Genomic DNA, 12386 nt, shown 5'->3' with positions numbered 1-12386 from the left:
GTCACGATGCCGCCCTCCAACCGTTTCCCGCTCGGGGCGGGCTGTCCGGTATCGCCCCGGTGGCGCGGTCCCGTCGGCACCGTGGGTCACTCGGCGGACGCACGGGCCGCATGGTGCAGGGCCGAGCGGACGTCGGTGACCTCGGTCACCCGCATCTGCTCGGGGCCGGCACCGGTGCTCGCCGGGCCGCAACCGGGCGGGACCAGGGCCACCTTGAACCCGAGCCGGGCCGCCTCGGCCAGTCGGCGCGGGACCGCACCGACCCGCCGCACCTCGCCGGTCAGCCCCACCTCGCCGATTGCCACCAGGTGCGGTGCGATGGCCAGGTTGAGCCCGCCGGAGGCGACGGCCAGCGCGACGGCCAGGTCGGCGGCCGGCTCCACCACGCGGATGCCGCCCACGGTGGCCGCGAAGACCTCCCGGTCGTGCAGGGTCAGCCGCTCGGTGCGGCGTTGCAGGACCGCGAGCACCATCGCGAGCCGGGCCGAGTCGAGGCCCGAGACGGTACGCCGGGGAGAGCCGGCCACTGTCGCACCGATCAGCGCCTGCACCTCGGTCACCAGCGCCCGCCGCCCCTCCATCGCCACCGTCACGCAGGTGCCCGGCACCGGCTCGGAGTAGCGGGTCAGGAAGAGGCCGGACGGGTCGGCCAGGCTGCTGATGCCACCCTCGTGCATTTCGAAGCAGCCGACCTCGTCGGCCGCGCCGAACCGGTTCTTGACACCGCGGACCAGTCGCAGCGAGGAGTGCTTGTCGCCCTCGAAGTGCAGCACCACGTCGACCAGGTGCTCCAGCACCCGTGGCCCGGCCACCTGGCCATCCTTGGTGACGTGCCCGACCAGCACGGTGGCGATGCCCCGCTCCTTGGCCACCGAGACCAGCGCGGCGGTGACGGCACGGACCTGGGTCACGCCACCGGGCACGCCCTCGGTGCCGGTGGTCGAGATGGTCTGCACCGAGTCGAGCACCAGCAGGCCCGGCTTGACCGCGTCGAGGTGCCCGAGCACGGCGCCCAGGTCGCTCTCGGCGGCCAGGTAGAGCTGGTCGTGCAGAGTGCCCATCCGCTCGGCGCGCAGCCGCACCTGACTGACCGACTCCTCGCCGCTGACCACCAGCGAAGGGCTGCCGGAGCCGGCGGCCCACTGCTGTGCCACGTCAAGCAGGAGGGTGGACTTGCCCACGCCGGGTTCACCGGCCAGCAGCACCACCGCTCCCGGGACCAGGCCACCGCCGAGCACCCGGTCGAGCTCGCTCACCCCGGTGGGCCGGGCGCGGGCCGGGGCGGCGCTGATGGTGGCGATCGGCCGGGCCGGCTCGGCCGGCAGCCGGGAGCTGACCACCCGCCCGGCGACGGTCGGGCCGGTCAGGGTGCTCTCCACCACCGCGCCCCACTCGCCGCACTCGGGGCAGCGCCCCACCCACTTGGGTGGCTGGTGGCCGCAGGCGTCGCACTGGTAGGCCGGGCGTGGTTCGCGGGCGGCGGACCGACCGCGGGCTCCGCCCGCCGCTGCACGCGAAGGGGTCGATCGGGAGGTGGTCACATCAGGACGCTAGTCCTCACGTACGACGAAAACACCCCGGCGTGGTGGTCACCACGCCGGGGCGTCGTCGATGTCGGGGTGCTCGTGGTCAGCCGCCGTGGCCGGTGTTGGAGCCTTCCTCCTCGTAGCCACCCTCGCGCTCGATGATCGGCGAGGCGGGCGCGGCCGGGGTGAGCGGCACCGCGACCGGCACCGCGCTGGTGGCCGTGTTGCCGTTGCCGAAGTCGAAGGTCACGAAGACGTTCTGGCCGGAGCGCAGCGCCTCGTTGAGCCCGATGAGCCGGAGCTGCTGGGTGGCCTTCTCGTTGAGCTGGAGGTAGCTCAGCGGGGCCAGCTCGATCTTGGCCGGCTCGCCCGGAGTGGACGGACTGGCCGATCCGGACGCCCGTGCCGACTCGGGAGCCGACGGGGTGGCCGACGACGACCCGGTCTCGGACGGGGTCACCGACGGGCTGGCCGAGGTGGACCGGCGCCCCGACGGGCTGGCGGAGCCGGTGGCCGACGGGCTGACCGAGTCGGACGGCGAGGGGCTGGTCGAGGTCGACTCCGAGGCGGACGGCGACGGGCTCGCCGAACCTCCGGTGATCACCACCTCGCGAGCGCTCTCGGTGGTGACGGTGACCGTCACCGTCTCCTTCGAGTCGTTGTAGATCACGGCGTCGAGGGTGGCGTCCTGACCGGCCTTGTAGCCCTCGGTGCCCGGGTACTGGACCTGCAGCCCACGCACCGCGAAGACGCCGTTGCCGGCCGAGATGTTGACGCCCTGCACCGACGGCACCTTCTCGGCGGTCTGGGCGATCTGACCGGCGCCGCAGCCGGACGCCAGCAGGCTGGTCGCCGCCGCGATCCCGGACAGCAACAGGGCCGCCCGCCGGGATCCCCTGATCGAGCGCGTCACGTCGGTCCTCCTCGTCACGATCCCCACCCGGCCGCACGCCGGGCACGGTGGCCATACCCGCGCAGACCGCGCTCCAGGGTAGTTGGGGCTGATCGAGGCCCGCACGCGGACCCGGTAATGCCCTCCCCCCGGGTGGCGGTCACACCACCCGACCGCTCGCCACCAGCAGGACCACGTCGATGAGCGCCACCAGCAGCACCGCACGGAAGGCGGCCACCGGCCGTCGACCGGCCCGGACCGCGGAGCGCCCCGCGTACCAACTCACCAGCGGCACCACGGCGGCCGTGCCGACCGCTGCCAGCCCGATGGCCGACGGCGGCCCGGGTGGCCCGAGGACGAGGGCCGCGGTCGCCGCGAGGAGCAGCCCGGCCGCGGCGGCTCGGCTGCCGGTCGCGCCCAGCCGGTGCGGTAGGCCGCGCACGCCGGTCCGGGCGTCGTCGGCCAGGTCGGGCAGCACGTTGGCGAAGTGCGCCCCGGCGCCGAGGCAGGCCGCCGCCGCCAGCAGCCAGGTCGGCGGGGTCGGCTCGCCGGGCAGCGCCAGCACCACGAAGGCGGGCAGCGCGCCGAAGGAGATCGCGTACGGGAGCACCGAGAACGGGGTGGCCTTGAGTGGCCAGTCGTAGAGCAGGGCGGAGACCAGGGCGACGGTGAGCCAGAACGCCGCCGTGGGGTTCGTGGTCAGCGCCAGCAACGGGCAGGCCACCGCGGCCGCCGCCGCAGCCCAGGCCGTGGTGCGCCGGCCGACCGCGCCGGCGGCGACCGGCTTGTCGGTACGTCCCACCGTGGCATCCCGCTCGGCGTCCAGCGCGTCGTTGGTCCAGCCCACGGCGAGTTGGCTGGCCAGCACGGCGAGCACCACCGAGACGATCCCGGCCGGTCGATGCCCCACTCCCCAGGCCAGCAGACCGGCCACGATGGTCACCGCCGCGCCCGGTTCCGGATGGCTCGCTCTGACCAGCCCTAACACCCTCGACGACATAAGGGAAGTCTGGTCGTTACCGAGCAGTCGTGCCACGCTCGGTGCCATGCGAGACGTGGCTGCGGCCCCGGCGTCCACCGGCCCTAGGGTGCTGCCGCGCAACGATCCGCGCCAGTACGACGACCTGGCCGGTGAGTGGTGGCGGCCGGATGGTGCGTTCGCGATGCTGCACTGGCTGGCCGAGGCACGTGCTGCGCTGGTGCCGCCGGCCACCCGTCCCGGCGCGCTCCTGGTCGACCTGGGCTGCGGTGCCGGGCTGCTCGCGCCCCACCTGGCCGGCAAGGGCTACCGGCACGTCGGGGTCGACCTGACGCGCTCGGCGCTCGTCCAGGCCGTCGGGCACGGGGTGCACGTCCTCCAAGCCGACGCGACCGCCGTCCCGCTCCCCGACGGCTGTGCCGACGTGGTCTCCGCCGGTGAGTTGCTGGAGCATGTGCCGGCCTGGCCACGCGTCGTGGCCGAGGCGTGCCGGTTGCTGCGCCCCGGCGGCCGGCTGGTGCTGGACACCCTGAACGACACGGCGCTGGCCCGGCTGGTCGCGGTCCGGATCGCCGAGCGCCTGCCGACGGTGCCTCGCGGCATCCACGATCCACGGTTGTTCGTGGACGCCCGGGCCCTGGTTGCCGAGTGCGCCCGGCACGGCGTCGAGCTGCGGCTGCGGGGCGTCCGACCACAGGTCGGTGGCCTGCTGGCCTGGCTGGTGCGTCGGGCCCGCGCGGCCCGTACGCCCGGCGCGGCGCTCGGCGGCCGCACCCCGCGCATCGTGCCGACCCGCTCCACCGCCGTGTTGTACCAGGGCTGGGGTGTCCGCAACGGATAGTCGGACCGCGACCGGGGTAAGGGACGCCGAGAAGGGGGCAATATGACGGTGCACGCGCTTGAGGCGGCCCGCCGGTTGGCACCGCGGTTCGCCGCGCGGGCCGCGGAGCACGACCGGGACGGCTCCTTCCCGGTCGACGACTTCCGTGACCTGCGCGAGGCCGGCCTGTTCGGGTTGATGGTGCCCCGGGAGCTGGGGGGTCTGGGCGCCAGCTTCGCCGAGTACGCCGCGGTCGCCACCGAGTTGGCCCGGGGCAACGGCGCGACGGCCCTGGTGTTCAACATGCACGCCTCGGTCACCGGCGCGTTGGGGGCGGTCACCCAGGAGCTGGCCGAGGCGCTGGGCGTTCCGGCGGAGGCGCTGGCCGCCCGGGACCGGCTGCTCGCCGCCGCGGCCCAGGGCTCCTGGTACGCGGTCGCGATGAGCGAACGCGGCGCCGGCGCCCGGCTCTCCCAGCTGAGCACGGTCTACGAGGCGACCGACGAGGGCTGGCACCTCAAGGGCAGCAAGACCTTCTGCTCCGGCGCGGGGCACGCCGACGGCTACCTGGTGGCCGCCCGCAGTGCCGCCGACCAGTCGGTGGTCTCCCAGTTCCTGGTGCCGGCCAGCCCGGCCGGCCTGACCGTCGAGCCGACCTGGGACGCGCTCGGCATGCGCGCGACCTCCTCGCACGACCTGCACCTGGACGTCACGGTGCCGACCGACCGGCTGCTCGGCGGGGTGGAGGGGCTGGCCCTGGTGGTCGCCCAGCTGATGCCGCACTGGCTGGTGGCCAGCTACGCGGCCGTCTACGTGGGGGTGGCTCGGGCGGCGATCGGCGCGGCCGCCGAGCACCTCAACGCCCGCAACCTGGCCGGCCTGCCGGCGGTGCGGGCCCGGCTGGGGCGGGCGGACGCGGCGACGGCGGCGGCCCAACTGGTGGTCGCCGAGGCGGCCCGCCGGGTGGACGATGCGCCGGGCGACGCGGAGACCAACCGTTGGGTGTGGCGAGCCAAGCTGCTGGCCGGCACCACGGCGGCCGAGGTGGCGGCATCGGTGCTGGAGGCGGCGGGCACCTCGGCGACCCGACGCGGCCACCCGTTGGAGCGGCTCTACCGGGACGCCCGCTGCGGCTCGTTGCATCCGGCCACCTCGGACGTCTGTGCCGACTGGCTCGGCATCGCCGCCCTGGGCGGGGACCCGGACCGCGACGGATCGGCCCCACGTTGGTGAGCCGGCGCGGGTCGACCGCCGCCAGGAAAGGCCCGGCCGCCGTGGCCGGGAAGACAGACCGGGGGAGGACAGCGTCCGACGAGAGGTGGGGATCGTGTCCGTACCAGTGATCGCGGGGCTCGGGGCGGCGCAGCCGCCGTCCGCTTTGCAGGACGAGTTGTGGGAGGGCTTCTTCTCCCGGCACTTCTCCGGCACCACCAGGGCGTTGGCCCAGCGGATCTTCGCCAACTCGGGGGTGACCCGGCGTCAGGCCGCGGTCAACCCGCTGTTGGAGGACGCGTCCGACTGGCCGACCGAACGCCGGATGCGCCGGTACCAGGTCGAGGCGCTGCCGCTGGGCAAGGAGGCGGTTGGTCGAGCGCTGACCGCGGCCGGTCTGGGCGCCGGTGACGTGGGAATGTTCATCGTCTGCTCCTGCACCGGGTACGCGACTCCGGGCCTGGACATCCTGCTCGCCCGGGACCTCGGCATGGCCCCGGACACCCAGCGGATGTTCGTCGGCCACATGGGCTGCTATGCGGCGCTGCCGGGGCTGGGCGCGGCAAGCGACTTCGTGACCGCCCGGGGCCGTCCGGCGCTGCTGCTCTGCGCGGAGCTGACCAGCCTGCACATCCAGCCGTCCAGCGCCCGGATGGACACCCAGCAGATCGTCTCGCACGCGCTCTTCTCGGACGCCGCGGTCGCCGCCGTGGTGGTGCCGGGTGGCCGGGGGTACGCGATACGCGAGGTCACCTCGGTCACCGACACCTCCACCGCCGATCACATGACCTGGGACGTCACCGACACCGGCTTCCGGATGGGGCTGTCGCCGAAGGTGCCGCAGGTGCTGTCCCGGCACGTCCGAGGGCTGGTCGACGACCTGCTCGCGCGGCACGTCGACACGGGCTCCGGCGTGGACGGTTGGGCGGTGCACCCGGGTGGCCCGCGGATCCTCAACGTGGTCGAGCGGGAGCTGGCCCTGCCGCCGCAGGCGCTGGCGGCGTCCCGGGCGACGCTCGACGAGCACGGCAACTGCTCGTCGCCGACCGTGCTGCTGATCCTGGACCGGCTGAGTCGCGAGACGCCCGCGCCCCGACGGATCCTCATGCTGGCGTTCGGTCCCGGCCTCACCCTGTACGCCGCCCTGCTCGATCGACAGGACTGAACAGCCGCGACCCGGCCGGTACCCTCGCCGAATGGAGATGGCGGCGGATCACCGACTGCGGTCGACGGTGCTGGCCGGCGCGGCCGTGGCCGCCCTCGTGGTCGGCGGCTGGTGGTGGCGGGCCGAGGCACCCGTTTCGACTCGTCCACCGACCGCCGAGCCGAGCGTGGGGCCGCCCGTCAGCACCGAACTGGAGCGCGCCATGGCGCGCTCCCTGGCGGAGGCGTCGCCCGATGCCCGGGTCACCGTGCGGATGGACGCCGGGACGGGTGAGATCACCGAGGTGCAGGGCAGTCCGGGGGTCTCGATCGATCCGGCGACGGGCATGCTCACCTCCGTCGACGGCGCGCCGGGTGAACTGTTCTTCGAGCCGGACCCGACGGGCGGGCTGCCGGTGTTCAACCAGACGGTCTGGCGGGAGCGAGCGAGGCTCACCCCGACCCATGGCGTGACCCGGCAGGCCGCCGCCAACGGTTCCCGTTACCTCCTGCAGTACCGGTGCACCCGGCCGGGCGCCATGTTCGTGGACGTCATCGGCGCCGAGTTCGCCGGGCCGACCCGGATCCGCTGCGACGGCACGATCGCCGCCGCCGAGGTGCGGACCGTCGGCCCGCCGGTCGTGGTGACCCTCTCGACGGGAGACACGGAGACGATCGACGCCGAGGCGCAGCTCGTGGCGCTGCCCTGACCGGGCTCCGTCGGTCAGGCGGCGAGGGCGGCGAGGTCCTTTCGGTACGCCTCGGCGGGCCCCAGCTCGGCTAACACCCGGGTCACCGTGCCGGTTCGGTCGACCAGCAGCGCGGTCGCCGTGTCCGCGCGGCTGGGCTGGCCCAGGAACGCGCGGAGCCCACCGGTGGGGTCGGCCAGGGCGCGGACGGTCCGCCCGGGTGTCGGCGGTGTAGCCGCGACCGTCCGCCCGCCCGCGACGGTGAGCACGGCCACCCCGGGGGGTGCCGCCGCCACGGCCTCGGTGACCCGGTCGGGGCAGGTGCAGCCATCCACCAGAATGATCATCGCGGGGAGCAGACCGCGCAGTGGCACCGGTGTCTGGCCCGCGTCGACCAGGTCCATCGCGGGCAGCGCCTGCCCGGTGAGCGACGCGGGAGGCGCGTAGGGAGCGGGGGTCGGACGGTCGGCGCCGCGCTGGGTGCGCGGCCAGGTGACCGCGAGCAGGCCGGCCAGCGTGGTGAGCACCGCCACCAGCAGGACCAGCAGCGGCAGGGCCAGGGCCCGGTGGCCTGCCGCTCGGCCGGTGGCCCGCCGCAGCTCGCGGCGGATCTGGGCGGCCTCGGCGGCCAGCGCGGAGGCATCATCGGGAACCACCACTCGACCCCACTCGGGCGGCAGGTCGGGCAGCCCGTCGGGCGGACCGTGGCCCTCTGCGTCCGGCTTGCCCATGGGACCCCCTGGCGGCGTCTCGAGAGCGGAGTGTGGCTCGGCCTCCAGCGTCCCCTACCGAGGGCACCTCCCGCTACACCTGGGCGGGGTCCCGCCGGTCGGGCTACCATGGGAAGAGCGCATAGCACTTGATCTCGACGTTCTGGCAACCCACATCGGGCAGTCATCTATGCGTCACGGAGCGTGTTCGGACCACCGGTTTGGCTGCCTGTCAAGCTGAAGAAAGACCTCTCACAGGGCCCCTGAGCTGCGCCAACGGTCAGGGCATCGGTGAGACATCGGTGCCTGAGCGTGTTACCCTAGACACAGCGAAAGGGGTTTCGAACCTATGGTTTTCAGTGTCGGCGAGACCGTTGTTTACCCCCACCACGGGGCCGCACTCATCGAGGCAATCGAGACTCGGGTCATCAAGGGCGAGCCTAAGCAATACCTCGTCCTGAAAGTCGCGCAGGGTGACCTGACGGTCCGGGTGCCGGCCGAGAACGCCGAAATCGTGGGTGTGCGTGAGGTGGTCGGCGAAGAGGGCCTTGGCAAGGTCTTCGACGTTCTCCGTGCTCCGCACACCGAGGAGCCGACCAACTGGTCGCGGCGTTACAAGGCCAATCTCGAGAAGCTGGCCTCCGGCAACCCGCTGAAGGTCGCCGAGGTCGTCCGCGACCTGTGGCGTCGGGAGCGGGAGCGGGGCCTTTCCGCGGGCGAGAAGCGCATGCTGGCCAAGGCCCGCGACATTCTCGTCGGCGAGGTCGCGCTGGCGGAGAAGAGCACCAAGGACGAGGCGGAGTCGCTGCTCGACAAGGTGCTCACCGAGGCCTAGTCCGCACAGCATCGTCGTACCCGATTCGTAGCGAAGAAACCACCGAGGACCGCGACGTGACCGCGCAGCTCAACCCGCGCGGTGACGTCGCGGTCCTCGTGCCTGCGGCGGGTGCCGGCGTACGACTCGGCCCCGGTCTGCCGAAGGCGCTGCGCCTGCTCGCTGGTGAGCCGCTGCTGGTGCACGCCGTGCGCCGGCTGGCGGCCGCGCCCTCGGTGCACACGATCGTGGTGGCCGCGCCGGCTGCCGAGGTGGGGGCCGTCCGCGAGCTGCTCGCCCCGGTGGCACCGGTGATCGTGGTGCCCGGCGGCGCGGAGCGGCAGGCGTCGGTCGCTGCCGCGCTGGCGGCCGTGCCGCCCGGCCCGGCGATCGTGCTGGTGCACGACGCCGCTCGGGCGCTCACCCCACCGGCGCTGGTCGAGTCCGTCGCGGCGGCGGTCCGAGGCGGGCGTGCCGCGGTGATCCCGGTGCTGCCGGTCGTCGACACGATCAAGGAGGTCGGCGCCGGCGAGGTGGTGCTCGGCACCGTCGACCGGTCCGCCCTGCGCGCGGTGCAGACCCCGCAGGGTTTCCGCCGCTCCGTGCTCATCGCCGCGCATGCGGCAGCCGGTGATCCGCTCACCGACGACGCCGGGCTGGTCGAGAAGCAGGGCATCGAGGTGACCTGCGTGCCCGGCTCGGAGTACGCCCTGAAGATCACCCGTCCGTTCGACCTGGCACTGGCCGAGCACCTGCTGACCACGGCCGGCTGACGCGTACCCTCTGATCATGATCGTTCCCCGGGTGGCCGTCGGCACCGACGTGCATGCGTTCGCGCCCGGCCGGCCGTGCTGGGTGGCCGGCCTGCTCTGGCCCGACCAGGATGGCCTGGCCGGCCACTCGGACGCCGACGTGGCCGCACACGCCGCCTGCAACGCGCTGCTCTCGGCCGCCGGTCTCGGCGATCTCGGCTCCGCCTTCGGGGTGGACCAGCCGGAGTGGTCGGGCGCGTCCGGGGTTGCCCTGCTGACCGAGACGGCCCGCCGGGTGCGGGCCGCCGGTCTGGCCATCGGCAACGTGTCCGTGCAGGTCGTCGGCAACCGCCCCAAGATCGGCACACGCCGCGAGGAGGCCCAGCGGGTGCTCTCGGCGGCCGTCGGCGCGCCGGTCACCCTCTCCGCCGCGACCACCGACGGGCTCGGCTTCACCGGCCGGGGCGAAGGGCTGGCCGGCATCGCGGTGGCCCTGGTGTACGACGCCCCGGCCGCCTAGGCTCGCCGCGATGTCCAGCGACGCCGCTCCCGACCGGTCCGCCGCCGACGGCCACCTCCAGCGGGCCCAACTTCTCGCCGAACTCGGCCGCCACGACGAGGCGGCCGGCGAGCTGACCGACGCGCTCGCCCTGACGGCAGGCGACCCGGACACCCTCACGATGCTGGCCCGGGTGCACCTGGCCGGCGGCTCCCCGGCTGACGCGCTCGCCGCCGCCGATGCGGCCGTGGCTGCCGCACCCGAGGCGCTCGCACCGCTGGTCGTCCGGGGCATGGCACTGGCCGACCTGGAGCGCTACCCCGAGTCGGCGGCCACCGCCGACCGGATCCTCCTGCTCGGCCCGGCCGACGCGTACGCCCAGCGCAGCGCGGCGGCGATCCTGGCCGACTCGCGCAACGGCCAGCCGGCGCTGAACGCGGCCTGGCGTGGGGTCGAGCTGGCCCCGGAGGAACCGCAGGCGCACCTGGTGCTCGGCCTGGTCGCCGCCCGGCTGGAGCTGTTCGACCTGGCCGAGCGGGCCTACGGGGAGGCGTTGCGGCTCGATCCGCGCCTCGCCGAGGCCCGGCAGGACGTGGGTGTGATCCGGCTGGAGCAGCGTCGCTGGGCGCTGGCGCTGGAGCACCTCGCCGAGGCGGCCACGATCGGCCCACGCCGTATGGACTCCGGGCGGACCATCGCCGACGGCCTGCACCGCCTGGTGCTGTACGGCGCGGGCTGGTCGCTGGTGGCCGCGGTGCTGGTGGCATTCGCGGCCTCGGCGAACGACGGGCTCTCCCGCATCATCGCGGTGCTCGCCGCACTCACCGGCGGGATCGTGGTGTGGCAGCTCGCAGCCCGGCTGCCGGGGCTGACCCGGACCATCCTGCCCGCCCTGCTGCACTCGGACCGGTCGCTGGCGCTGGCGATCTACGCGGTGGCCGCCGCGCCGGCGCTGCTGCTGGTGTACGCGGTGGTCGGCTCACCATGGCCGCTGGTGCTGACCATCGCCGCCACCGCGGTAGCCGAGTTCGCGGTCTTCACCCGCGCACGAACCTGACCACCAACCAGTCTCGCCCAGCTCGCCCACGTCAGGGCTCCGGCGAAACCTAGGGCGACTAGACGCGACGCGCCCAGGTCCAGGCGTACGCCTCGTCCTCGACGGTGCGGGCCGGCTCGCAGAGGTCGAGCGGCCGGAACGTGTCGACCATGACGGCCAACTCGTCGAAGTAGTCCGCGCCGATCGAGCGCTCGGCGGCACCCGGCTGGGGGCCGTGGGTGAAGCCGGACGGGTGCAGGGAGATCGAGCCCTGCTCGATGCCGGAGCCGCGCCGGGCCTCGTAGTTGCCGCCGGTGTAGAAGAGCATCTCGTCGGAGTCGACGTTGTGGTGGTTGTACGGCACCGGGATCGACTCCGGGTGGTAGTCGACCTTGCGGGGCACGAACGAGCAGATGACGAAGTTGGGGCCCTGGAAGGTCTGGTGCACCGGCGGGGGCTGGTGGATGCGGCCGGTGATCGGCTCGAAGTCGTGGATGGAGAAGGCCCACGGGTAGAGGTGCCCGTCCCAGCCGACGACGTCGAACGGGTGCTGCGCGTAGACGTAGCGGGTCCAACCACGGCGGTGGCGGACCAGCACCTCCACCTCCTCGCCGTCGACGAGCAGCGGGGCGGCCGGGCCGCGGACATCGCGCTCGCAGTACGGCGAGTGCTCCAGGAACTGGCCGCGAACCGAGAGGTAGCGCTTGGGCGGGCCGATGTGCCCGGCCGCCTCGATGGTGAGCAGGCGGACGGGCTGCTCACCGGTGGGCACCAGCCGGTGGATCGTCGACGTGGGGATGATGACGTAGTCGCCGGCGACCGCGTCCAGCACGCCGAACGGGGACTCGACCCGTAGCGTGCCCGCCTCGACGTAGAGGCAGTGGTCGCCGGTGGCGTCGCGGAACAGCGGCGACGGTCGGTCGGCGAGCACGTACCCGATGCGTACGTCGTCGTTGGCGAGCAGGTGCTGCCGGCCGAGGACCGGGTCGGCGCCGCCCGCGTCGAGCTTGTGGGTGCGCAGGTGGCGGGGCTTGAGCGGCAGGTTCGGCGAGCGGGTGAACGCGGGCGGGGTGAACTCGTCGGCGGCCAGGATCGCGGTTGGCGCGTGCCGGTGGTAGAGCAGCGACGAGTCGGAGGAGAAGCCCTCCTGGCCCATCAGCTCTTCGGCGTAGAGGCTGCCGTCGGGCTGGCGGAACTGGGTGTGGCGCTTGCGCGGCACCTCGCCGACGCTGCGGTAGTACGGCATCTCGCCTCCCGATATATCCCGTTCACCGGGCGAAGGCGTCCGATAATCGGACGCTGTTGTCCGTTCCT

Annotated in this window: 13 protein-coding genes; 8 read left to right on the top strand and 5 right to left on the bottom strand. The window is 73.8% G+C overall.

What is annotated here, in order from left to right; translation table 11 throughout:
• Positions 1–86 precede the first annotated feature (86 nt).
• From radA to V6V47_RS10085, 3 genes are all read right to left on the bottom strand, one after another.
• The gene (gene radA / locus V6V47_RS10095) at positions 87–1541 is read right to left on the bottom strand and encodes a DNA repair protein RadA (RefSeq protein WP_334627827.1); all 1455 of its coding nucleotides are present in this window, start codon (positions 1539–1541) and stop codon (positions 87–89) included.
• A gap of 88 nt (positions 1542–1629) precedes the next feature.
• Positions 1630–2439: a hypothetical protein gene (locus V6V47_RS10090; RefSeq protein WP_334627826.1), complete on the bottom strand. Its 810-nt coding sequence runs from the start codon at positions 2437–2439 to the stop codon at positions 1630–1632.
• A gap of 139 nt (positions 2440–2578) precedes the next feature.
• Complete coding sequence (locus V6V47_RS10085; RefSeq protein WP_442934208.1) at positions 2579–3418, bottom strand: UbiA family prenyltransferase; 840 nt, start codon at positions 3416–3418, stop codon at positions 2579–2581.
• Between the two features lie 46 nt (positions 3419–3464).
• On the opposite strand from V6V47_RS10085, the gene V6V47_RS10080 reads away from it, so the two are divergent.
• The 4 genes from V6V47_RS10080 (at position 3465) to V6V47_RS10065 (ending at position 7282) form a co-directional block, all read left to right on the top strand.
• Positions 3465–4238: a methyltransferase domain-containing protein gene (locus V6V47_RS10080; protein WP_334627824.1), complete on the top strand. Its 774-nt coding sequence runs from the start codon at positions 3465–3467 to the stop codon at positions 4236–4238.
• 42 nt (positions 4239–4280) lie between these two features.
• The gene (locus V6V47_RS10075; protein ID WP_334627823.1) at positions 4281–5450 is read left to right on the top strand and encodes an acyl-CoA dehydrogenase family protein; all 1170 of its coding nucleotides are present in this window, start codon (positions 4281–4283) and stop codon (positions 5448–5450) included.
• Positions 5451–5544: 94 nt separating this feature from the next.
• A complete protein-coding gene (locus tag V6V47_RS10070; RefSeq protein WP_334627822.1) occupies positions 5545–6594 on the top strand; it encodes a type III polyketide synthase in 1050 nt (349 codons plus the stop codon).
• A 31-nt stretch (positions 6595–6625) separates the two neighbouring features.
• Positions 6626–7282 (top strand): hypothetical protein, encoded by a 657-nt coding sequence (locus V6V47_RS10065; protein WP_334627821.1) that lies wholly within the window; start codon positions 6626–6628, stop codon positions 7280–7282.
• A 14-nt stretch (positions 7283–7296) separates the two neighbouring features.
• On the opposite strand, the gene V6V47_RS10060 is transcribed toward V6V47_RS10065, so the two are convergent.
• Positions 7297–7992, bottom strand: coding sequence for a hypothetical protein (locus V6V47_RS10060; RefSeq protein ID WP_334627820.1), 696 nt, complete (start codon positions 7990–7992; stop codon positions 7297–7299).
• Positions 7993–8320: 328 nt separating this feature from the next.
• Between V6V47_RS10060 and V6V47_RS10055 the strand changes: the two genes are divergently transcribed.
• The 4 genes from V6V47_RS10055 to V6V47_RS10040 are packed head-to-tail and all read left to right on the top strand — an operon-like array spanning position 8321 to position 11093.
• Complete coding sequence (locus V6V47_RS10055) at positions 8321–8806, top strand: CarD family transcriptional regulator (RefSeq protein ID WP_334483991.1); 486 nt, start codon at positions 8321–8323, stop codon at positions 8804–8806.
• Positions 8807–8862: 56 nt separating this feature from the next.
• Complete coding sequence (gene ispD, locus V6V47_RS10050) at positions 8863–9558, top strand: 2-C-methyl-D-erythritol 4-phosphate cytidylyltransferase (RefSeq protein ID WP_334627819.1); 696 nt, start codon at positions 8863–8865, stop codon at positions 9556–9558.
• A 13-nt stretch (positions 9559–9571) separates the two neighbouring features.
• On the top strand, positions 9572–10057 hold the full coding sequence (gene ispF / locus V6V47_RS10045) for a 2-C-methyl-D-erythritol 2,4-cyclodiphosphate synthase (protein WP_334627948.1): 486 nt from the start codon (positions 9572–9574) through the stop codon (positions 10055–10057).
• 10 nt (positions 10058–10067) lie between these two features.
• Positions 10068–11093, top strand: coding sequence for a tetratricopeptide repeat protein (locus V6V47_RS10040; protein ID WP_334627818.1), 1026 nt, complete (start codon positions 10068–10070; stop codon positions 11091–11093).
• Between the two features lie 58 nt (positions 11094–11151).
• On the opposite strand, the gene V6V47_RS10035 is transcribed toward V6V47_RS10040, so the two are convergent.
• Positions 11152–12318: a homogentisate 1,2-dioxygenase gene (locus V6V47_RS10035; protein ID WP_334627817.1), complete on the bottom strand. Its 1167-nt coding sequence runs from the start codon at positions 12316–12318 to the stop codon at positions 11152–11154.
• Positions 12319–12386 lie beyond the last annotated feature (68 nt).

Source organism: Micromonospora sp. CPCC 205539 (assembly GCF_036906815.1).
Taxonomy (GTDB): domain Bacteria; phylum Actinomycetota; class Actinomycetes; order Mycobacteriales; family Micromonosporaceae; genus Micromonospora.
This window is presented reverse-complemented; position numbering and strand designations above follow the sequence as displayed.